Source organism: Escherichia sp. E14S1 (assembly GCF_004211995.1).
Lineage (GTDB): Bacteria > Pseudomonadota > Gammaproteobacteria > Enterobacterales > Enterobacteriaceae > Escherichia.
Genome location: NZ_RHJQ01000013.1, coordinates 101,776 through 123,950, shown reverse-complemented (window position 1 = coordinate 123,950; position 22,175 = coordinate 101,776). Strand labels below are relative to the sequence as shown.

Here is a 22,175-nt window from a genome sequence, read left to right as displayed (position 1 = left end):
GGCCGCTCGGGAACCCCACCACGGGGTAATGCTTTTTACTGGCCTGCTCCCTCACTGGGAAGCGGGGCGCATCATATCAAATGACACGCCGCTGTAAAGGGTTACGTTGAGAAAAATGAACTGGTTGCGTAATTTTCATCCGTAACGGATTAAAGCCAACCAGTTCTATTTTGCCAGCGATTAAAGAATAATCGTCCGGTTACCGTAAACAAATACACGCTGTGCCAAAACCTGGTAAAGCGCGCGGCTTAATACGTTTTTCTCAACATCACGACCTGCACGCATCATGTCTTCGGCTGTGTAAGTGTGATCCACATGAATGACATCCTGCATGATGATTGGACCTTCATCCAGGTTGTCATTTACATAGTGTGCTGTTGCGCCAATAATCTTCACGCCGCGTTCATAAGCCTGGTGATAGGGGCGTGCGCCAATAAACGCAGGCAAGAACGAATGGTGAATATTGATGATCTTATTCGGGAAGCGCGCGACAAACTCCGGCGTCAGCACGCGCATATATTTCGCCAGCACCACATAATCAGGTTGATGCGCTTCAATGGCATCCGCCATCTTCTGATCGTGCTCGTTGCGGCTTAACCCTTCATGGCTCACCAATTCAAACGGAATATCAAAACGTTCCACCAGAGAACGTAAAGTCTCGTGGTTACCAATAACCGCAGCGATTTCAACATCCAGTCCGCCGTAGTTGGCTTTCATCAGCAGATCGCCCAGGCAATGCGCTTCTTTAGTCACCAGAATGACTATGCGGCGGCGACCTGCGGGATTCAGTTCACGCACTGAACCTTCTGGCAATGCGCTATCGAGATCCGCCAGCAGGGTGGAATCATTAAAAATACCTTCCAGCTCCGTGCGCATAAAAAAGCGCCCGGTACGGTGGTCAACAAATTCATTGTTCTGCACGATATTTAACTCGTGCTTGTAGCAAATATTAGTAATACGCGCGATCAGACCTTTTTGATCCGGGCAAATAGTACGCAGAACTTTACGTTGGAGTGAATGCATTGCTGGAAAAACCTTGTTGAGAGTGTTTGCTAAACCGTACCGTCAACCTTTATTGGCCGCAGCACTTTTTAAATTTTTTACCTGAACCACAAGGGCAGGGATCGTTGCGACCAAACTGCGGACGTGTACCATCAATATAGTACCATTGACCGTTTTCTTTCAAAAATCGCGAACGCTCAATAATCGCCCCGGATTTACCCTTCTCAGTAAAACGAGCGACAAAACTGACATAACCTACGTCGTCACCTTCGTGATATGAACGTTCAAATACGGTCAAACCTAACCATTCGGTATGTGCAAATCCGGCAATTAATTCAGCGCGTAACACCGAGGCGCCACAGGATGGATGCCAGGTTTTAATTAAATAATCTGCGTCGTGCATCACAAAAGCGCAGTAACGCGAACGCATGAGACGTTCGGGATCTGGTGCAACCTTTTCACCAGACACATAAGGGTGGCAACATAGGCTATACTCGACAGCACTACCACAGGGACAAAGCTTAGACACAAATAATCTCCCTGGAAACAATAACGGCGTTTTAACCGCCGGAGTAGCACTATGTTAACCGAGCGGTAGCGATGTGGCTACGGCTGCATTCTAGGGGACGCTTTCAGGAACAATGAGAAAAGTAAAAATAGGGCTGGCGCTGGGATCCGGTGCTGCACGAGGATGGTCGCATATTGGCGTCATTAACGCGCTTAAAAAAATGGGCATTGAAATTGATATCGTCGCAGGATGTTCAATTGGTTCGCTGGTAGGCGCAGCCTATGCTTGTGGTCGATTATCTGCGCTGGAAGAGTGGGTTACCTCTTTTAGCTATTGGGATGTTTTACGACTGATGGACCTCTCCTGGCAGCGCGGTGGACTGCTGCGCGGTGAGCGTGTGTTCAATCGATATCGTGAAATAATGCCAGAAACAGAAATCGAGAATTGTTCACGCCGCTTCGCTGCAGTCGCCACCAATCTAAGCACAGGGCGTGAATTATGGTTTACCGAAGGTGATCTCCATCTCGCTATTCGTGCATCCTGCAGTATTCCGGGCTTGATGGCACCGGTCGCGCATAACGGCTACTGGCTTGTTGATGGCGCAGTCGTTAATCCCATTCCTATCTCTCTTACTCGTGCGTTGGGCGCAGATATCGTAATTGCGGTTGATCTCCAGCACGACGCTCACTTAATGCAGCAAGATCTTCTTTCATTTAATGTCGGTGCTGAAAATGGCGAGAGTGAAGATGATCTCCCCTGGCATGCGCGGCTGAAAGAGCGGCTAAGTAGTATTACTGCGCGTCGAGGCGTCACGGCACCGACAGCAACAGAGATTATGACTACCTCTATTCAGGTATTGGAAAACCGCCTTAAAAGAAACCGTATGGCAGGGGACCCGCCTGATATTCTGATTCAACCCGTTTGCCCACAGATTTCCACGCTCGATTTTCATCGTGCGCAGGCTGCCATTTCGGCAGGACAATTGGCGGTTGAGAAGAAAATGGATGAGCTTTTACCGCTAGTTCGAACTAACGTTTTGACCTGATTTTTTATCTACACTTAAGTTAATTCTGACAGGCACTGATGGCAATAGCATGCCACTATTGAATAAAGCCAGTCAGGGGAGAGAACATGACGCAGCCATTGGTCGGAAAACAGATTCTCATAGTTGAAGATGAGGCGGTATTTCGCTCGCTTCTGGATTCGTGGTTTTCCTCATTGGGAGCGACAACGGTACTGGCGGCTGATGGGGTGGATGCCCTTGAGCTACTGGGAGGTTTCACACCCGATCTAATGATATGTGATATTGCAATGCCGAGAATGAACGGCCTGAAACTATTGGAACATATTCGCAACCGGGGTGACCAAACACCAGTCCTGGTGATTTCCGCTACGGAAAACATGACAGATATTGCGAAAGCGTTACGTCTGGGCGTGGAAGATGTTTTGCTAAAACCAGTTAAAGATCTCAACCGTCTGCGCGAGATGGTTTTTGCGTGTCTCTATCCCAGTATGTTTAATTCGCGTGTAGAGGAAGAAGAAAGGCTTTTTCGCGACTGGGATGCGATGGTGGATAATCCCACTGCGGCTGCTAAATTATTGCAAGAATTACAACCTCCGGTTCAGCAGGTGATTTCCCATTGCCGGGTTAATTATCGCCAACTGGTGGCCGTTGATAAACCGGGGCTGGTGCTTGATATTGCAGCTCTTTCGGAAAACGATCTGGCTTTTTATTGTCTCGATGTAACTCGCGCCGGACATAATGGTGTCCTTGCCGCCTTGTTATTACGCGCGCTGTTTAATGGGTTATTACAGGAACAGATTGCCCACCAAAATCAGCGTTTGCCAGAGTTGGGAGCGTTATTGAAGCAGGTAAATCATTTACTGCGGCAGGCCAATCTGCCTGGCCAGTTCCCGCTATTAGTCGGCTATTATCATCGTGAATTAAAAAATCTCATTTTGGTTTCCGCTGGCCTGAATGCAACGTTAAATGCTGGTGAACACCAGATTCAAATCAGTAATGGCGTTCCGTTAGGAACGTTAGGCAACGCCTATTTGAATCAATTGAGCCAGCGATGTGATGCCTGGCAATGTCAAATTTGGGGAACAGGTGGAAGACTGCGCTTGATGTTGTCTGCGGAATGAGCAAACGATTATATGGGATAAAATTGCATTACGCGCTGGTGTCGGCTGGTGGTATTATCGTCGCCATTCGTTTAAGTAATTGTCTTAATTATGTTAACTCGCCTCCTTTTCAGAACCAGGCCTCGTCAGGGTACTGATATACTGGGATGCGACACAGAAATATGAACACGTTCAATACACGAACAGTCCAGGAGAATTTAAATGGCTGCCATTAATACGAAAGTCAAAAAAGCCGTTATCCCCGTTGCGGGATTAGGAACCAGGATGTTGCCGGCGACGAAAGCTATCCCGAAAGAGATGCTGCCGCTTGTCGATAAGCCATTAATTCAATACGTCGTGAATGAATGTATTGCGGCTGGCATTACTGAAATTGTGCTGGTCACTCACTCATCTAAAAACTCTATTGAAAACCATTTCGATACCAGTTTTGAACTGGAAGCAATGCTGGAAAAACGTGTAAAACGCCAGTTGCTTGATGAAGTGCAGTCCATTTGTCCACCACACGTGACTATTATGCAAGTTCGTCAGGGGCTGGCGAAAGGTTTGGGACACGCAGTATTGTGTGCCCATCCGGTAGTTGGTGATGAACCTGTGGCTGTTATTTTACCTGACGTTATTCTGGATGAATATGAATCCGATTTATCGCAGGATAACCTTGCAGAGATGATTCGTCGCTTTGATGAAACTGGCCACAGCCAGATAATGGTGGAGCCTGTTGCTGATGTGACGGCATATGGTGTTGTGGATTGCAAAGGTGTGGATTTAGCGCCTGGCGAAAGTGTACCGATGGTCGGTGTGGTAGAAAAACCGAAAGCAGATGTAGCGCCGTCTAATCTTGCTATTGTCGGCCGTTATGTTCTCAGTGCTGATATTTGGCCGCTGCTGGCAAAAACCCCTCCGGGAGCAGGTGATGAAATTCAGCTCACCGACGCGATTGATATGCTGATCGAAAAAGAAACGGTTGAAGCCTATCATATGAAAGGGAAGAGCCATGACTGCGGTAATAAATTAGGTTACATGCAGGCCTTCGTTGAATACGGTATTCGCCACAACACACTGGGTACTGAATTTAAAGCCTGGCTTGAAGAAGAGATAGGCATTAAGAAGTAACATCTATCACGATGTTTTCTACGAAACGGCATTGAGTGATCAATGCCGTTTTTTTATAGCGTATTCTTATCAGAGAGTCTTAAAACGGACAATAAAAAATCCCGCCAATGGCGGGATTTTAAGCAAACAGAATCAAGAAAAGATTATTGCTTGATCAGGAAATCGTCGAGGGATTTACCTTGCTCATCCATTGCTTTTTTGATTACAGCTGGAGTACGGCCCTGGCCAGTCCAGGTTTTGGTTTCGCCGTTTTCGTCAACATAGCTATATTTAGCCGGACGCTGTGCGCGTTTAGCTTTGGTGCCAGATTTAACAGCAGCAATGCTATTCAGCAGTTCGTTCGGGTCAATACCGTCAGCGATCAGCATTTCACGATATTGCTGCAGTTTACGAGTACGCTCTTCAACTTCAGCAGCAGCTGCGCTTTCTTCTTCGCGACGTTCGTTAACAACAACTTCTAATTTTTCCAGCATTTCTTCCAGCGTTTCAAGTGTACATTCTCTTGCCTGCGCACGAAGAGTACGGATGTTGTTCAGAATTTTAAGTGCTTCGCTCATTGTAGTAATCTCAAACTTATATTGGGGTGGTTTGTTGAGGTAATAATAGAGCCTTAAATTCAGTTGTGCAATAGCCAGGAATGTAAGGAATTCAAAAATGTTCTTTATTTCGTACCGACAATAAATATCTTTTCATAAAATTAGCCAGAAATGACGTGGCATATAGCCCTATTTACATCGATGCTTTCACATCACTTAAGGTTAAAACTTCCTGATTCATGTCACATTTTATGTGGAGATTAACATGCGCTGGAGCCTTTTCACTCTTGGGTATTAGCCCTGTTTATGAAAATCCCCTATTAAGCGAATGATGAAAAGTAGAACAGTCGCAATAAGTGCAAGGACTTCGTATTGCTCTTTCCTAGAGGCCAACTGGGGTTATTACGTGCGCAACAGGTTAAAGATTGTGAATAGTTACCAAGAGTCATTTACGCGTTTATAACAAGCAAGGCCGTGGTAAAGATAGCTCTGAAGGATTATGCCAGTCATTCGTAATGGATGACGAATATACTACTTCTGTGCTCACTGTTACGCTGTAAAACTGACGAATTATGATAAACTCCTGCCAACTTTATTTCATATCATTGAGGGCCTGTGGCTGATGGCGCAGCTATATTTCTACTATTCCGCAATGAATGCGGGTAAGTCTACGGCATTGTTGCAATCTTCATACAATTACCAGGAACGCGGTATGCGCACTGTCGTATATACGGCGGAAATTGATGATCGTTTCGGGGCAGGGAAAGTCAGCTCGCGTATAGGTTTGTCATCACCTGCAAAATTATTTAACCAAAATTCATCATTATTTGATGAGATTCGTGCGGAACACGAACAGCAGACAATTCATTGCGTACTTGTTGATGAATGCCAGTTTTTAACCAGACAACAAGTATATGAATTATCGGAGGTTGTCGATCAACTCGATATACCCGTACTTTGTTATGGTTTGCGTACCGATTTTCGCGGTGAATTGTTTGTTGGTAGCCAATACTTACTGGCATGGTCAGACAAACTGGTCGAATTAAAAACTATTTGTTTTTGTGGCCGCAAAGCAAGCATGGTGCTACGTCTTGATCTGGCGGGTAGACCTTATAACGAAGGTGAGCAGGTGGTTATTGGTGGTAATGAGCGTTACGTCTCGGTTTGCCGTAAACACTATAAAGAAGCGTTAGAGATCGGCTCTTTGACGGCGATTCAGGACAATCATCGGCACGACTAATAAATTTTTCTTTACTGACAGGGTGAATAGGGCGCTTTTATCCTGTCAGTCCGTTTTACTAACTTCTTCCGAGTCATCATCCTTTCTCTATTCTTAATCATCACTCAACGTACCACAGAACGATTTTAGTGCGTCGATGCCTCATTACCTACGAGGTAGAGTTATTTGTCGACAATCTCGCGTTGTGCTCGTTTTCCGACAATGCAAACATGATTAATTAATACAGCTGGATTATTTGAGTTTACATAGCCGTTCTTTGCCTGAAACAAAAAAACGGCCCCAAATGGGACCGTTTATGATGTTATACAGAGCTACCGATTAAGCGGATTTTTTCGCTTTTTTCTCTGCTTTAACCGGAGCTGCTTCTTTAGCAACGGTTGCGCCTTCTACGTAATCACGACCGTAGTAGGTGTCCAGCAGAATCTGTTTCAGCTCGGAGATCAGCGGATAACGCGGGTTAGCGCCGGTGCACTGGTCATCGAATGCATCTTCAGACAGTTTATCAACGTTTGCCAGGAAGTCTGCTTCCTGAACGCCAGCTTCACGGATAGATTTCGGAATACCCAGTTCAGCTTTCAGCGTTTCCAGCCATGCCAGCAGTTTCTCGATCTTAGCAGCAGTACGGTCGCCCGGAGCGCTCAGACCCAGATGGTCTGCAATTTCAGCATAACGACGACGTGCTTGCGGACGGTCGTACTGGCTGAATGCAGTCTGCTTGGTCGGGTTGTCATTCGCGTTGTAGCGGATAACGTTACAAATCAGCAGGGCGTTTGCCAGACCATGCGGAATGTGGAACTGAGAGCCCAGTTTATGTGCCATTGAGTGACATACACCCAAGAAGGCGTTAGCAAACGCGATACCTGCGATAGTTGCCGCACTGTGAACACGTTCACGCGCTACCGGGTTTTTAGACCCTTCGTGGTAGGACGCTGGCAGATATTCTTTCAGCAGTTTCAGCGCCTGCAGAGCCTGACCATCAGAGAACTCAGAAGCCAGTACAGAAACATATGCTTCCATGGCGTGAGTTACTGCGTCCAGACCACCGAAAGCACACAGGGACTTCGGCATATCCATAACCAGGTTGGCGTCAACAATCGCCATATCCGGGGTCAGAGCATAGTCTGCCAGCGGATATTTTTGGCCAGTTGCGTCATCGGTTACAACCGCGAACGGTGTAACTTCAGAACCGGTACCGGAAGTTGTGGTGACTGCGATCATTTTCGCTTTCACGCCCATTTTCGGGAACTTGTAGATACGTTTACGGATGTCCATAAAGCGCAGCGCCAGTTCTTCGAAATGAGTTTCTGGGTGTTCGTACATAACCCACATGATCTTCGCGGCATCCATCGGGGAACCACCACCCAGCGCGATAATCACGTCTGGTTTGAAGGAGTTCGCCAGTTCTGCACCTTTACGAACAATGCTCAGAGTCGGGTCAGCTTCAACTTCGAAGAACACTTCAGTTTCTACGCCAGCTGCTTTCAGTACAGAAGTGATCTGGTCAGCATAGCCGTTGTTGAACAGGAAGCGGTCAGTCACGATGAGCGCACGTTTGTGGCCATCAGTAATCACTTCATCCAGCGCGATTGGCAGAGAGCCACGGCGGAAGTAGATAGATTTCGGAAGTTTGTGCCACAACATGTTTTCAGCTCGCTTAGCAACGGTTTTCTTGTTGATCAGGTGTTTCGGACCAACGTTTTCAGAGATGGAGTTACCACCCCAGGAACCACAACCCAGAGTCAGGGAAGGCGCGAGTTTGAAGTTGTACAGGTCACCGATACCGCCCTGAGAAGCCGGGGTATTGATCAGGATACGGGCAGTTTTCATTTTCTGACCGAAGTAAGAAACGCGTGCCGGCTGGTTATCCTGGTCGGTGTACAGGCAAGATGTGTGACCGATACCGCCCATAGCAACCAGTTTCTCTGCTTTCTCTACCGCGTCTTCAAAATCTTTCGCACGGTACATTGCCAGAGTCGGGGACAGTTTTTCATGAGCGAATGGTTCGCTTTCATCAACAACAGTCACTTCACCGATCAGAATCTTAGTATTTTCTGGTACAGAGAAGCCTGCCAGTTCAGCAATTTTATAAGCTGGCTGACCAACGATAGCTGCGTTCAGCGCGCCATTTTTCAGGATAACGTCCTGAACAGCTTTCAGCTCTTTGCCCTGCAGCATGTAGCCGCCGTGGGTGGCAAAACGCTCACGTACAGCATCATAAACAGAATCAACAACAACAACAGACTGTTCAGAAGCACAAATTACGCCGTTGTCGAAGGTTTTGGACATCAGTACGGATGCAACTGCACGTTTGATATCAGCAGTTTCATCAATAACAACTGGGGTGTTGCCTGCGCCTACGCCGATCGCCGGTTTACCGGAACTGTATGCTGCTTTAACCATGCCTGGACCACCGGTCGCAAGGATCAGGTTAATGTCAGGGTGGTGCATCAGTGCGTTGGAGAGTTCAACAGACGGTTGATCGATCCAGCCAATCAGATCTTTTGGTGCACCAGCAGCAATAGCAGCCTGCAGAACGATATCAGCAGCTTTGTTGGTTGCATCTTTAGCACGCGGGTGTGGTGAGAAAATGATGGCGTTACGGGTCTTCAGGCTAATCAGAGATTTGAAGATAGCGGTTGAAGTCGGGTTAGTTGTTGGAACGATACCGCAGATAATACCGATTGGTTCAGCGATAGTGATGGTACCGAAAGTGTCGTCTTCAGACAGAACACCGCAGGTCTTTTCATCTTTGTAGGCGTTATAGATATATTCAGAAGCAAAGTGGTTTTTGATCACTTTATCTTCAACGATACCCATGCCGGATTCGGCAACGGCCATTTTTGCGAGTGGGATTCGAGCATCTGCGGCAGCCAGAGCGGCGGCGCGGAAGATTTTGTCAACTTGCTCTTGAGTGAAACTGGCATATTCACGCTGGGCTTTTTTTACACGCTCTACGAGTGCGTTAAGTTCAGCGACATTAGTAACAGCCATAATGCTCTCCTGATAATGTTAAACTTTTTTAGTAAATCATCTGCTCGAATACGAGAGTATAGTCAGTGCGATGATGATTTGCTTAACCTTTGAAAATCAAAATCTTACTCGTGCTCACACTCACTGTGATTTACTAAAAGAGTTTAAACATTAGAGTCATTAATCTCTAATGCGTCACTTCCAGGTGGCGTAAGCAAGATTACTCACTTCTGGGTACCGATTAAGTGATCCAGATCAAAATCTCGCGAAGCTGACACCTTTCAGCTCCGCTTTTAGCCATAATAGCTAATAGTTAATAAATTGTAGTATTAATTGTTGGCTACCTTAGCATGTTTTGTACGACTAGATAACAATAATGAATGATAGTAATTTTAGATAGTTAGGAGGTGAAAAATGCTGACAAAAGGCGTATTGTCAGCACGTATTTTTACCCTTGTTTAAAGATAACATTATCCGGCTTTTGCTTCGGAGCTAACCGTGATTCAGACACTTTTTGATTTTCCCGTTTATTTTAAGTTTTTCATCGGGTTATTTGCGCTGGTTAACCCGGTAGGGATCATCCCCGTGTTCATCAGTATGACCAGCTATCAGACTGCGGCAGCGAGAAACAAAACAAATCTGACCGCCAACTTGTCTGTAGCCATTATTTTGTGGATCGCACTGTTTCTCGGCGACACGATTCTGCAACTTTTTGGAATATCTATTGATTCGTTCCGCATCGCGGGCGGCATACTGGTCGTGACAATTGCAATGTCGATGATCAGCGGTAAGCTTGGCGAGGATAAACAGAACAAACAAGAAAAATCAGAAACCGCAATTCGTGAAAGCATTGGCGTTGTACCGCTCGCATTACCTCTGATGGCAGGACCAGGGGCAATCAGTTCAACTATCGTATGGGGAACGCGTTATCACAGCATTGGTTATCTGTTCGGTTTTTTTGTAGCAATCGCGTTGTTCGCTTTATGTTGCTGGGGTTTATTCCGCATGGCACCCTGGCTGGTGAGGGTGCTGCGTCAGACTGGCATCAACGTCATTACCCGTATTATGGGGCTCTTGCTAATGGCATTAGGGATTGAATTTATCGTCAACGGTATCAAAGGGATTTTCCCGGGTCTGCTCAATTAATTCCTTTCATATGAAACGGAGTCATGATGCTCCGTTTCTTTCATCACTATTTTTACTGCAAGCCAACGTAGTTAACAAAAGAAATAGATAATTTTATCCCCATTTTACAGATAGTTATAAGACTATCCTTATCTGGCGATCCACAACATCATGTTATTTTCATCACATCATAATCCTGGGCCTTGCTGAAGAATAATTGAAATGATATTAGTAATTCTACTGGCTTTGGCAGAGAAAAGTGCTAAATAGCATTCATTTGTTAAATTATTGTGCGTATTTTCTATCTGGACTATAACCGGAAAAGGCAGTATTGCTTTCTTTAGTTATATCCCTTTGTTTTTAAATTATTTTATTGATTGGATAACGAGGGGTATACGTACTGGTATGGTTAGTAAAAGAGAATTGCGTAACAATTTTGCAAAATGTATTGGCGGGCAAGAAGGGCATTTGATACTTTTCGGCCAACCGTTTGGCGATTTTTATTGGCAATGAGAATGATTTGCGATTAAAAGACGCTGCAAAAAATAATGTGTCTCGACAGGGGAGACACAGTAAGAATCGACATAAGGTGGTCATCTGAATCACCAGAATAAATAAAGTCGGTGATAGCAATTAGTAACGATAAAGCAACCTGGCAGCAAAAAGTCTCCGAGCTGTACAGGTATCCTAATCCGGGATTACACATGCTGGTAAAAACCAGTAATTATAATGAGGGAGTCCAAAACACAATGACCAACATCACCAAGAGAAGTTTAGTGGCAGCAGGCGTTCTGGCTGCGCTTATGGCAGGGAATATCGCACTGGCAGCTGATGTACCCGCAGGAGTCACACTAGCGGAAAAACAAACGCTGGTTCGCAACAATGGTTCTGAAGTTCAGTCATTAGATCCGCACAAAATTGAAGGGGTTCCTGAGTCTAATATCAGCCGTGACCTGTTTGAAGGTTTGCTGGTTAGCGATCTTGATGGTCATCCGGCCCCTGGCGTGGCTGAATCCTGGGATAACAAGGACGCTAAAGTCTGGACGTTCCACCTGCGTAAAGATGCGAAATGGTCTGACGGCACGCCAGTCACGGCACAAGACTTTGTGTATAGCTGGCAACGTTCTGTTGATCCGAACACCGCTTCTCCCTACGCAAGCTACTTACAATACGGGCATATTGCGGGTATTGATGAAATACTGGAAGGGAAGAAACCAATTACCGATCTCGGTGTTAAAGCCCTCGATGACCACACATTAGAAGTCACCTTAAGTGAACCTGTTCCGTACTTCTATAAGTTACTGGTTCACCCATCTACTTCCCCGGTGCCAAAAGCCGCTATTGAGAAATTTGGCGAAAAATGGACCCAGCCAGGCAATATCGTTACTAACGGCGCCTATACATTAAAAGATTGGGTTGTTAACGAACGTATCGTTCTTGAGCGCAGCCCGACCTACTGGAATAACGCTAAAACGGTAATTAACCAGGTGACCTATTTACCGATCGCTTCTGAAGTTACCGATGTTAACCGTTATCGTAGCGGCGAAATCGATATGACTTATAACAACATGCCGATCGAACTGTTCCAGAAACTGAAAAAAGAAATCCCGAACGAAGTTCACGTTGATCCATACCTGTGCACTTACTATTACGAGATTAACAACCAGAAACCGCCATTCAATGATGTGCGTGTGCGTACCGCACTGAAACTGGGTATGGATCGCGATATCATTGTTAATAAAGTCAAAGCGCAGGGCGATATGCCGGCCTATGGTTACACGCCGCCATATACCGATGGCGCAAAACTGACGCAACCAGAATGGTTTGGCTGGAGCCAGGAAAAACGTAACGAAGAAGCGAAAAAACTACTGGCAGAAGCGGGCTATACCGCAGACAAACCGCTAACGATTAATCTGTTATATAACACGTCCGATCTGCATAAAAAGCTGGCGATTGCCGCCTCTTCACTGTGGAAGAAAAATATCGGCGTGGACGTTAAACTGGTTAACCAGGAATGGAAAACATTCCTCGATACCCGCCACCAGGGTACTTTCGATGTGGCCCGTGCAGGCTGGTGTGCAGACTATAATGAACCAACTTCCTTCCTGAACACCATGCTGTCGAACAGTTCGATGAACACCGCGCATTATAAGAGTCCGGCCTTTGACAGTATTATGGCGGAAACCCTGAAAGCTACAGACGAGGCACAGCGCACGGCGCTGTACACGAAAGCAGAGCAACAGTTGGATAAAGATTCGGCCATTGTTCCGGTTTATTACTACGTGAACGCGCGTCTGGTAAAACCGTGGGTTGGGGGTTATACCGGTAAAGATCCGTTGGATAATACCTACACCCGAAATATGTACATTGTGAAGCACTAATGGCAATGCGTGGGGCAGGTGTATCCTGCTCCACGGTGTCTGCTTTTTATCGCATTACAGAAGGCACAGGCCAGAAGGTACGGCAATGTTAAAATTTATTCTACGTCGCTGTCTGGAAGCGATTCCGACGCTATTTATTCTTATTACTATTTCGTTCTTTATGATGCGCCTCGCGCCGGGAAGTCCATTTACCGGCGAACGTACATTACCGCCAGAAGTAATGGCCAATATTGAAGCGAAATATCATCTTAACGATCCCATCATGACGCAGTATTTCAGCTATCTGAAACAACTGGCTCATGGCGATTTCGGCCCTTCATTTAAATATAAAGATTATTCGGTCAATGACCTGGTCGCATCCAGTTTTCCCGTTTCAGCAAAACTGGGAGCTGCTGCATTTTTCCTCGCAGTGGTACTGGGCGTTAGTGCTGGCGTTATTGCCGCATTAAAACAAAACACCAAATGGGACTATACCGTCATGGGATTGGCTATGACGGGAGTGGTTATACCAAGCTTTGTCGTTGCGCCATTATTAGTCATGATATTCGCGATCATTTTGCATTGGCTACCGGGCGGTGGCTGGAATGGTGGGGCGCTGAAATTTATGATCCTGCCGATGGTTGCCTTATCACTGGCTTATATCGCCAGTATTGCGCGTATTACCCGTGGATCAATGATTGAAGTTTTACACTCCAACTTCATTCGTACCGCACGCGCGAAAGGTCTGCCCATGCGGCGCATTATTTTCCGCCACGCATTAAAACCTGCGTTGCTACCGGTACTTTCTTATATGGGACCCGCATTTGTTGGCATTATCACCGGTTCTATGGTTATCGAAACCATTTACGGTTTGCCGGGCATCGGACAATTGTTTGTTAATGGTGCCTTGAACCGTGACTATTCATTGGTGTTAAGCCTGACCATTCTGGTTGGTGCTTTAACCATTTTGTTCAATGCCATTGTCGATGTGCTATATGCGGTTATCGACCCGAAAATCCGTTACTGATACTGGAGCTCGCGATGATGTTAAGTAAGAAAAACAGCGAGACGCTGGAGAATTTCAGTGAAAAGCTGGAGGTCGAAGGCCGCAGTTTATGGCAGGACGCACGTCGACGTTTTATGCATAACCGTGCAGCAGTGGCCAGTCTGATTGTACTGGTGCTTATTGCACTGTTTGTTATCCTGGCGCCGATGCTCTCGCAATTTGCCTATGACGACACCGACTGGGCGATGATGTCCAGCGCCCCGGATATGGAATCTGGTCACTACTTTGGTACCGACTCTTCCGGTCGCGATCTGCTGGTGCGCGTTGCAATTGGTGGGCGCATCTCATTAATGGTTGGTGTTGCTGCAGCACTGGTGGCAGTAGTCGTAGGAACGCTTTACGGTTCACTTTCCGGTTATCTTGGCGGCAAGGTGGATTCCGTAATGATGCGCCTGCTGGAAATCCTCAACTCCTTTCCGTTCATGTTCTTCGTCATTTTGCTGGTGACCTTTTTCGGTCAAAACATCCTGCTGATTTTCGTAGCGATTGGGATGGTTTCCTGGCTGGACATGGCACGTATCGTGCGTGGTCAAACCCTTAGTCTGAAGCGCAAAGAGTTTATTGAGGCGGCACAAGTTGGCGGTGTATCTACGCCCGGCATTGTGATTCGCCACATTGTGCCGAATGTGCTTGGTGTGGTGGTGGTCTATGCCTCTCTGCTGGTGCCCAGCATGATCCTCTTTGAGTCTTTTCTTAGCTTCCTGGGACTGGGTACGCAAGAGCCATTAAGTAGTTGGGGCGCATTGCTCAGTGATGGCGCGAACTCGATGGAAGTCTCTCCATGGTTGCTGCTATTTCCGGCAGGTTTCCTTGTGGTGACACTGTTTTGTTTCAACTTTATCGGCGATGGCTTGCGTGATGCCCTCGACCCGAAAGATCGTTAAGGAGTGCAGCCATGAGCGTAATTGAAACTGCAACCGTGCCGCTCGCACAGCAACAGGCTGACGCACTGCTGAACGTGAAAGATTTGCGAGTGACATTTAGCACCCCGGACGGTGACGTCACGGCGGTCAATGATTTAAATTTTTCCCTGCGTGCCGGGGAAACGCTGGGTATCGTTGGCGAATCTGGCTCCGGTAAGTCGCAAACCGCGTTTGCTTTAATGGGGCTGCTGGCGGCTAACGGACGCATTGGTGGATCGGCAACCTTTAATGGGCGCGAAATCCTCAATCTGCCAGAACGTGAACTTAATAAACTGCGTGCTGAACAAATCTCGATGATTTTTCAGGACCCGATGACCTCGTTAAATCCATACATGCGCGTCGGCGAGCAGTTGATGGAAGTGCTGATGCTGCATAAAGGTATGGGCAAGGCCGAAGCGTTTGAAGAATCGGTACGAATGCTCGATGCGGTGAAAATGCCAGAAGCGCGTAAGCGTATGAAGATGTTTCCTCATGAGTTTTCTGGCGGCATGCGTCAGCGTGTGATGATTGCGATGGCGTTGTTGTGCCGACCTAAATTGCTGATTGCCGACGAACCGACTACTGCGCTGGACGTGACAGTACAGGCGCAGATCATGACGCTATTGAATGAACTGAAACGGGAATTTAATACTGCCATTATCATGATCACCCACGATCTCGGCGTAGTCGCGGGGATCTGTGACAAAGTTCTGGTGATGTACGCTGGGCGCACGATGGAATATGGCAACGCGCGCGATGTCTTTTATGAACCCGTTCATCCTTATTCTATCGGTTTACTCAATGCGGTGCCGCGTCTTGATGCGGAAGGTGAAACGATGTTGACCATCCCGGGTAACCCGCCAAACCTGCTGCGTTTGCCGAAAGGTTGCCCGTTCCAGCCGCGTTGTCCGTATGCGATGGAGATTTGCAGTAGCGCGCCGCCGCTGGAAGAGTTCACGCCAGGCCGACTGCGTGCCTGCTTTAAACCGGTGGAGGAACTGTTATGAATGCTGCAACCGAAGGAAGAAAAGTCCTCCTCGAAATTGCCGATTTGAAAGTGCACTTTGAGATCAAAGATGGCAAACAGTGGTTCTGGCAACCGCCGAAAACCCTTAAGGCCGTTGATGGTGTGACGCTCAGGTTATATGAAGGGGAAACGTTGGGCGTCGTAGGGGAATCAGGTTGCGGTAAGTCTACCTTTGCTCGCGCTATCATTGGTTTGGTCAAGGCCACCGATGGTCATGTTGCCTGGTTAGGTAAAGAGTTGCTGGGCATGAAACCTGATGAATGGCGTGCCGTCCGCAGTGATATTCAGATGATTTTCCAGGACCCGTTGGCATCGCTAAACCCGCGTATGACCATCGGCGAGATCATCGCTGAACCGCTGCGTACCTATCATCCGAAAATGTCACGCCAGGAAGTTCGCGAGCGCGTGAAGGTGATGATGATGAAAGTCGGCTTGCTACCTAACCTGATTAACCGCTATCCGCATGAGTTCTCCGGCGGTCAGTGTCAGCGTATCGGGATTGCGCGTGCGCTAATCCTTGAACCGAAGCTGATTATCTGCGACGAACCGGTGTCGGCACTGGATGTGTCAATACAGGCGCAGGTGGTGAATTTACTCCAGCAGTTGCAACGTGAGATGGGATTGTCATTAATCTTTATCGCTCACGATCTGGCCGTGGTAAAACACATTTCCGATCGCGTGCTGGTGATGTATCTCGGCCATGCGGTAGAGTTGGGGACGTATGATGAGGTTTACCACAATCCGTTGCATCCCTATACCAAAGCATTGATGTCGGCAGTCCCCATTCCAGATCCTGATCTGGAGAAGAACAAATCTATCCAGTTACTGGAAGGGGAATTACCGTCGCCCATCAACCCGCCTTCTGGATGTGTGTTCCGTACCCGTTGCCCGATAGCCGGTCCTGAGTGTGCCAAAACACGCCCGGTGCTGGAAGGCAGTTTCAGACATGCCGTCTCTTGCCTGAAAGTAGACCCATTATAACGTGTTAAGGGCTGGCAGATTGCCGGCCCTTTTTCATGGGAGGTACAGGTGACAGGACATCTTTCAGAGTATCGCCAACGGGTTTATCATTTCCTTTTTGATCAGCATACGTAAACCGGGCGACGCTGCGAGGCGCTGTTTGGTTTCCTCGCATTGTTAAGCGTTGGCGCTGTCTTCATAGAATCCGGTATTGGATCGCAATTCCAGCTAACTTACGACGAATGGCATATCTTTGTTTGGGTAGAATTCTTCTTTACTTTTGTCTTCACGATCGAGTATTTCCTGCGAATATTAAGCTGGCCGAATCCGGTACGTTATGTTTTTAGCTTTTGGGGATTTATCGATCTGGCCACCATTTTGCCGCTGTATGTCATCTGGCTATGGCCTGAAATTGGTTTTACTTATTTATTTGCCTGGCGAGCGATGAGAGCGATTCGTGCGTTGCGAATTTTGCGCCTGCTCCGCTTTATGCCTGCCTTAAACAGTCTATGGCGGGCGATAAATAATGCCCGCCATCAGTTGATTCTTTTTTATGCTTTTATTGCCATTGTGATGATCGTCGCTGGGGCGTTAATGTACGCCATAGAAGGTGCATCAAACGAATTTAACTCGCTGGGCACAGCCGTATACTGGGCGATAGTGACGGTAACCACCGTTGGTTATGGTGATATTACACCACATACTGCGGCAGGAAGGATGGTGGCCTCGGTATTAATCTTGATTGGCTACTCAGTCATTGCAATTCCGACGGGGATTATTACTGCGCAACTCACCAGTGAACTTGAACAGACTAAAAAACTTCTCTGTTGTCCTAAATGCAATACCCAACATCATGCACACGATGCGAAGTATTGTCGTATTTGTGGCAATGAACTGGGAGGAGGGGAAAGGTAGATGTGTAAAAGGAAGAACGGATGTGACGCAGCTACGTCACATCCGATGGCAAGCGTTATTCCCGCCAGATAATATGGCAAAGTTTGTGATCTTTTTCACGGCATAACAAAATACGGGCGAAAATATCGTTGATTTCGCCATCTTCACTGTCTGCCAGACCAATCACCACTTCGGCAAAAAAGTCCGGGTTCAAGTCGAAATCAACATGTTCCTGCCAGTCTTCTGCCGGGTCAAATAACTCTGCACCACCGCGCTCTTCAAACTGCAGATTGAACAACAGAACATCAGCCGGATCGAGATTATCAGCGGCCAGTTCAAGAAAAATATCGTAGGCCTGCTCAAGCGTTTCATCTTCAGTCAGGCGATTGTTTAAATCCATATCCATAGTCACTACCTGTTTAATCTCTGTTGGCGACGTTTTACAGCAACGGGCTGAAGAAGTAAAACAGTCGCTCGGCGACACGTTGCCAGAGTGGACGTTTTAACCACAGCCGCGCATCGAGCAGACGCGAACGAGAAATATAGTCGTCCTGAACGGCAGCCAGATCGGCACCAAAACCTTTATCGTCAATAGCCAGCGTGATTTCAAAATTCAGCCACAGACTACGCATGTCGAGGTTAACGGTGCCAACCAGACTTAATTCGCCATCGACCAGCACGCTCTTGGTATGCAGTAACCCACCTTCAAACTGATAAATCTTAACCCCAGCAGCAAGTAGTTCTGTAAAGAATGCGCGACTGGCCCAGCCTACCAGCATTGAGTCATTTTTCCTCGGCAAAATAATACTGACATCAACCCCGCGTTGCGCCGCTGTGCAGATTGCGTGAAGTAAGTCATCGCTGGGGACGAAGTAGGGCGTCGTCATGATTAAATATTCACGAGCTGAATAAGCTGCAGTCAGCAAAGCCTGATGGATCAGGTCTTCCGGGAATCCCGGGCCGGAAGCGATGGTATGAATCGTATGACCGCTGGCCTGCTCGAACGGCATGATATTGACATCAGGCGGTGGTGGTAAAATACGTTTTCCCGTCTCAATCTCCCAGTCGCAAGAGTAGATAATTCCCATCGCGGTGGCAATAGGGCCTTCCATGCGAGCCATCAGATCAATCCATTGTCCTACGCCCGCATCCTGTTTGAAGAAGCGCGGATCGACCATATTCATGCTGCCGGTGTAGGCAATGTAGTTATCGATCATGATCATCTTGCGGTGCTGGCGCAGGTCCATGCGGCGTAAGAATACGCGCATCAGGTTAACCTTTAAGGACTCGACCACTTCGATACCGGCATTTCGCATTAACTCTGGCCACGGGCTACGGAAAAAAGCAACACTCCCCGCAGAGTCGAGCATTAATCGGCAATGAATACCGCGTCGTGCGGCGGCCATCAAAGATTCTGCCACCTGGTCTGCCATACCGCCTGGTTGCCAGATATAAAACACCATCTCAATGTTATGGCGAGCGAGTTGAATGTCGCGGATTAACGCCTGCATCACATCATCAGACTCGGTCATCAGTTGCAGCTGATTACCCTTGACCCCGGCGATCCCCTGACGACGCTCGCAGAGCTTGAATAACGGTCCAGCGACGCTGCTATTTTCTTCAGCAAAAATATGCTTACAGGCTTTAAGATCGTTAAGCCATTTCGCCGTGGAAGGCCACATCGCTCTGGCGCGTTCGGCGCGTCGTTTGCCTAAGTGGAGTTCGCCAACAGCCAGATAAGCAATAATTCCGACCAACGGCAGAATGTAAATGATCAACAGCCAGGCCATGGCGGAGGGAACTGCGCGTCGTTTCATTAGAATGCGTAAAGTTACGCCTGCAATGAGCAACCAGTATCCCAGAATGGCCAACCAACTCACCAACGTATAAACGGTTGTCATAGATTAGAAATCCTTTTGAAAGCGCATTGTTATGAGTTTACGCATATGGATTCATCTGGCAAATAAAAACGCGGTAAAAGCACTGGTCAGCGTCGGGACCGGGGGTATAATGACCGCTCTGTTATTGCATAGAGTAGTTAACATGAAGCGGAGTAGAACGGAAGTGGGGCGCTGGCGCATGCAGCGTCAGGCTAGCCGACGGAAATCGCGTTGGCTTGAGGGGCAGTCACGCCGAAATATGCGTATCCACAGCATCAGGAAGTGCCTTCTAAACAAACAGCGAAACTCGTTATTGTTTGCGATCTACAATATCTAAATGTTCTGGGCACCAACGCGGTGCCCATTAAGATTATCTTTTCGCCGTTAAAATCTATTTTTGCGCAGATTCATTGTTGTCAGTTTTGGTTTCGTCGTCATTGTTATCGCTGAAAATGCCATGCCCGGAATTCAGCAACATCGAGACGAGCATATCATTATTAATTTCTTCCCCATTGAGAATACGCGCCAGTATCTCGCTACCAAATAGCTGCGGTGAAAGAATAATATCCGGATGCACCATCTTAATCTTATTCAGGTTTTTGCTATCACTGACGGCAAGCACGGTTTTAACATCTTTGCTCATATCTTTCGCCGACAGAACGACAAAAGCATTATCGGCGTCATTATCACTTAACGCCAGAATAGCTCGACAGTGATCAATTCCCGCTTTTTTTAGTACTGAACTGTCATTGCTGTCACCGGGGATAACATCGGCATTGTCACCGAGTCTTTGTTCAAGCTGTTTTATGTCATCCTCTGGCAGGTTACTGATAACCGTGACGTTTTGTCCGCGTTGATTCAGTTGCAGAATCGTGTTGATTGCCAGAATGGAATGCCCGCAAACAATAAAGTGATCTTTACGATGCATTGTATGATTGTTTCCTTTCACAAGTTTATTGAATCCTCCGCGGATAAGCGGGCCGAAAATCGAGGTCATGGAGGTGGCAAAAACGGTAATACCGGAAATAATGACCGAAATAGTAAACAGGCGCGCTGATTCAGAAACCGGGACGATATCGCCGTAGCCCACGGTTGACATAGTTTCTATCGAAAAATAGAACGCGGTCATTAGACTCTCTATTCGCGGATTAAAACCTTCGCTTAAATAAAGTGCGCCGTAGGTAGAGTAAAACAGTAACGTCGTAAAACTAATAAAAGCAAAAATTGTCCCGGCCGCAGCACTACTGTGAGAGAAGTCTTTACGCAGCACCAACAAAATTATCAAGGTAAAGATGCAAAAACCAATGCTGAATTTCAGCCAGGGATAAAAGTGCAGGGTGTAAATCAGCGTTATCAGCAATAAAATGATACTGATAGCCCATGCCAGCTTTGCCCGAAATAGCAAGCCGATCGAGTTCAAAACAAGAAAGACGCCGAGCATAAACAGTGGCGCATTGGCCAGCAAGGAGAGGTCAAGTTCTGAAAACGCATGGATATGGAAAATATCGAGCAGATTGACCGGCATGCCATAAATTGTTTTAAAAATAAGCAATCCATTTGAAAGGACCGCCAGCGCGATAACATCGTGCCGCAGGGTCACCCATAAATTTACCGCTGTTTGCTTGAATGTAGCCCAGTGACTCACTGATACCTCTGTAACCACAATTTTGTTTAATTATCTTCACGCGTACAGAATGTGAAAAACATGCGGCACGTGAATGTGTTAAACCATAGTAGATGACTTTATCCGCAGCAATCAAAGGTTTTGATTGATCAAAACCGAATCAGGCAGAGAAATTTTGTCATTTTTAGACGGAGATGCCGAGGGTATATAGGGAGATACAGATAAAGTTATTATCTGTTTGTGGTGGTGGATTGGGGGCATCGGTAAATATAAAGTAAAAACAAGAGCGCGGTTTCTGTCACCGCGCCCCTGGATGTGGATATTCAGAACACTTTCTTAAAGGGTTTCACGGAAACTTGCTCATAGACTCCCGCAGCCACGTATGGATCGGCATCTGCCCAGGCCTGGGCTGCTTCCAGCGATTCAAATTCAGCAATAACGGTTGAGCCAGTAAATCCTGCGGCGCCTGGATCGTTACTGTCTACCGCTGGCATTGGACCGGCGGTCAGCAGACGCCCTTCATCATGCAGTAACTGCAAACGTGCTAAATGTGCCGGACGAACGGAAAGGCGCTTTTCGAGGCTATCGGCTTTGTCTTGAGCGTAAATAACATACAACACGGGCACAACTCCTTGTTCGGAAAAGTTATAAAGTACGTTATTTGAAAGGGCGAAGATCTGCAACGGAAAGATGATGTCTTTGTTAAGGCGTCACTAAAAGTAAGGTTAATAGCGCCAAAAATTGCGTTTTCACTGATCCTGATCGCCTTGCCTTATTGAATATGATTGCTATTTGCATTTAAAATCGAGGCCTGGTTTTTTTACTG

Annotated in this window: 19 protein-coding genes and 1 pseudogene; 12 read left to right on the top strand and 8 right to left on the bottom strand. The window is 47.1% G+C overall.

The genetic code is table 11. The features are described from left to right. Positions 1 to 180: 180 nt before the first annotated feature. Positions 181 to 1,023, bottom strand: a complete 843-nt coding sequence (gene purU, locus D9734_RS16270; protein ID WP_130208904.1) for a formyltetrahydrofolate deformylase — start codon at positions 1,021 to 1,023, stop codon at positions 181 to 183. A gap of 49 nt (positions 1,024 to 1,072) precedes the next feature. After that, complete coding sequence (locus D9734_RS16265) at positions 1,073 to 1,531, bottom strand: YchJ family protein (RefSeq protein WP_130208902.1); 459 nt, start codon at positions 1,529 to 1,531, stop codon at positions 1,073 to 1,075. Between the two features lie 112 nt (positions 1,532 to 1,643). Between D9734_RS16265 and rssA the strand changes: the two genes are divergently transcribed. The 3 genes from rssA to galU all read left to right on the top strand — a co-directional run bounded on the left by rssA (position 1,644) and on the right by galU (position 4,765). Beyond that, a complete protein-coding gene (rssA, locus tag D9734_RS16260) occupies positions 1,644 to 2,555 on the top strand; it encodes a patatin-like phospholipase RssA (RefSeq protein ID WP_130208900.1) in 912 nt (303 codons plus the stop codon). Positions 2,556 to 2,641: 86 nt separating this feature from the next. Further along, positions 2,642 to 3,655 (top strand): two-component system response regulator RssB, encoded by a 1,014-nt coding sequence (gene rssB, locus D9734_RS16255; RefSeq protein ID WP_130208898.1) that lies wholly within the window; start codon positions 2,642 to 2,644, stop codon positions 3,653 to 3,655. A gap of 201 nt (positions 3,656 to 3,856) precedes the next feature. Then, entirely contained in the window at positions 3,857 to 4,765 is a 909-nt protein-coding gene (galU, locus tag D9734_RS16250; RefSeq protein WP_130208896.1) for a UTP--glucose-1-phosphate uridylyltransferase GalU, read from the top strand. Positions 4,766 to 4,908: 143 nt separating this feature from the next. On the opposite strand, the gene hns is transcribed toward galU, so the two are convergent. After that, positions 4,909 to 5,322 (bottom strand): histone-like nucleoid-structuring protein H-NS, encoded by a 414-nt coding sequence (gene hns / locus D9734_RS16245; RefSeq protein ID WP_105289150.1) that lies wholly within the window; start codon positions 5,320 to 5,322, stop codon positions 4,909 to 4,911. A 601-nt stretch (positions 5,323 to 5,923) separates the two neighbouring features. On the opposite strand from hns, the gene tdk reads away from it, so the two are divergent. Next, positions 5,924 to 6,541: a thymidine kinase gene (gene tdk, locus D9734_RS16240; protein ID WP_130208894.1), complete on the top strand. Its 618-nt coding sequence runs from the start codon at positions 5,924 to 5,926 to the stop codon at positions 6,539 to 6,541. Positions 6,542 to 6,859: 318 nt separating this feature from the next. On the opposite strand, the gene adhE is transcribed toward tdk, so the two are convergent. Beyond that, positions 6,860 to 9,532 carry a bifunctional acetaldehyde-CoA/alcohol dehydrogenase gene (gene adhE / locus D9734_RS16235; protein ID WP_130208892.1) on the bottom strand — a complete coding sequence of 891 codons (2,673 nt, stop codon included), beginning with the start codon at positions 9,530 to 9,532 and terminating at the stop codon, positions 6,860 to 6,862. 477 nt (positions 9,533 to 10,009) lie between these two features. On the opposite strand from adhE, the gene ychE reads away from it, so the two are divergent. The 7 genes and pseudogenes from ychE to D9734_RS16200 all read left to right on the top strand — a co-directional run bounded on the left by ychE (position 10,010) and on the right by D9734_RS16200 (position 17,866). Continuing rightward, the gene (gene ychE / locus D9734_RS16230; protein ID WP_000616766.1) at positions 10,010 to 10,657 is read left to right on the top strand and encodes an NAAT family transporter YchE; all 648 of its coding nucleotides are present in this window, start codon (positions 10,010 to 10,012) and stop codon (positions 10,655 to 10,657) included. Between the two features lie 728 nt (positions 10,658 to 11,385). Next, the gene (gene oppA / locus D9734_RS16225; protein WP_130208890.1) at positions 11,386 to 13,017 is read left to right on the top strand and encodes an oligopeptide ABC transporter substrate-binding protein OppA; all 1,632 of its coding nucleotides are present in this window, start codon (positions 11,386 to 11,388) and stop codon (positions 13,015 to 13,017) included. An 85-nt stretch (positions 13,018 to 13,102) separates the two neighbouring features. Next, positions 13,103 to 14,023, top strand: a complete 921-nt coding sequence (gene oppB, locus D9734_RS16220; RefSeq protein WP_001516507.1) for an oligopeptide ABC transporter permease OppB — start codon at positions 13,103 to 13,105, stop codon at positions 14,021 to 14,023. Positions 14,024 to 14,037: 14 nt separating this feature from the next. Further along, on the top strand, positions 14,038 to 14,946 hold the full coding sequence (oppC, locus tag D9734_RS16215) for an oligopeptide ABC transporter permease OppC (protein ID WP_000979659.1): 909 nt from the start codon (positions 14,038 to 14,040) through the stop codon (positions 14,944 to 14,946). A gap of 11 nt (positions 14,947 to 14,957) precedes the next feature. Next, on the top strand, positions 14,958 to 15,971 hold the full coding sequence (oppD, locus tag D9734_RS16210) for a murein tripeptide/oligopeptide ABC transporter ATP-binding protein OppD (protein WP_130208888.1): 1,014 nt from the start codon (positions 14,958 to 14,960) through the stop codon (positions 15,969 to 15,971). Further along, positions 15,968 to 16,972, top strand: coding sequence for a murein tripeptide/oligopeptide ABC transporter ATP-binding protein OppF (gene oppF, locus D9734_RS16205; protein ID WP_130208886.1), 1,005 nt, complete (start codon positions 15,968 to 15,970; stop codon positions 16,970 to 16,972). The genes oppD and oppF overlap by 4 nt, the downstream gene beginning before the upstream one ends. A 48-nt stretch (positions 16,973 to 17,020) precedes the next feature. After that, a pseudogene (locus tag D9734_RS16200) lies at positions 17,021 to 17,866 on the top strand (potassium channel family protein). A gap of 55 nt (positions 17,867 to 17,921) precedes the next feature. Here D9734_RS16200 and D9734_RS16195 read toward each other — a convergent pair. After that, a complete protein-coding gene (locus tag D9734_RS16195) occupies positions 17,922 to 18,251 on the bottom strand; it encodes an HI1450 family dsDNA-mimic protein (RefSeq protein WP_000366958.1) in 330 nt (109 codons plus the stop codon). Between the two features lie 34 nt (positions 18,252 to 18,285). Then, complete coding sequence (gene cls / locus D9734_RS16190; protein ID WP_130208884.1) at positions 18,286 to 19,746, bottom strand: cardiolipin synthase; 1,461 nt, start codon at positions 19,744 to 19,746, stop codon at positions 18,286 to 18,288. Between the two features lie 142 nt (positions 19,747 to 19,888). On the opposite strand from cls, the gene D9734_RS16185 reads away from it, so the two are divergent. Further along, positions 19,889 to 20,062 (top strand): YciY family protein, encoded by a 174-nt coding sequence (locus tag D9734_RS16185; RefSeq protein WP_122983112.1) that lies wholly within the window; start codon positions 19,889 to 19,891, stop codon positions 20,060 to 20,062. Between the two features lie 54 nt (positions 20,063 to 20,116). Here D9734_RS16185 and kch read toward each other — a convergent pair whose 3' ends face one another. Beyond that, entirely contained in the window at positions 20,117 to 21,370 is a 1,254-nt protein-coding gene (gene kch, locus D9734_RS16180) for a voltage-gated potassium channel protein (protein WP_130208881.1), read from the bottom strand. A 302-nt stretch (positions 21,371 to 21,672) separates the two neighbouring features. Beyond that, positions 21,673 to 21,969 (bottom strand): YciI family protein, encoded by a 297-nt coding sequence (locus D9734_RS16175; RefSeq protein WP_000967596.1) that lies wholly within the window; start codon positions 21,967 to 21,969, stop codon positions 21,673 to 21,675. Between the last annotated feature and the right edge of the window lie 206 nt (positions 21,970 to 22,175).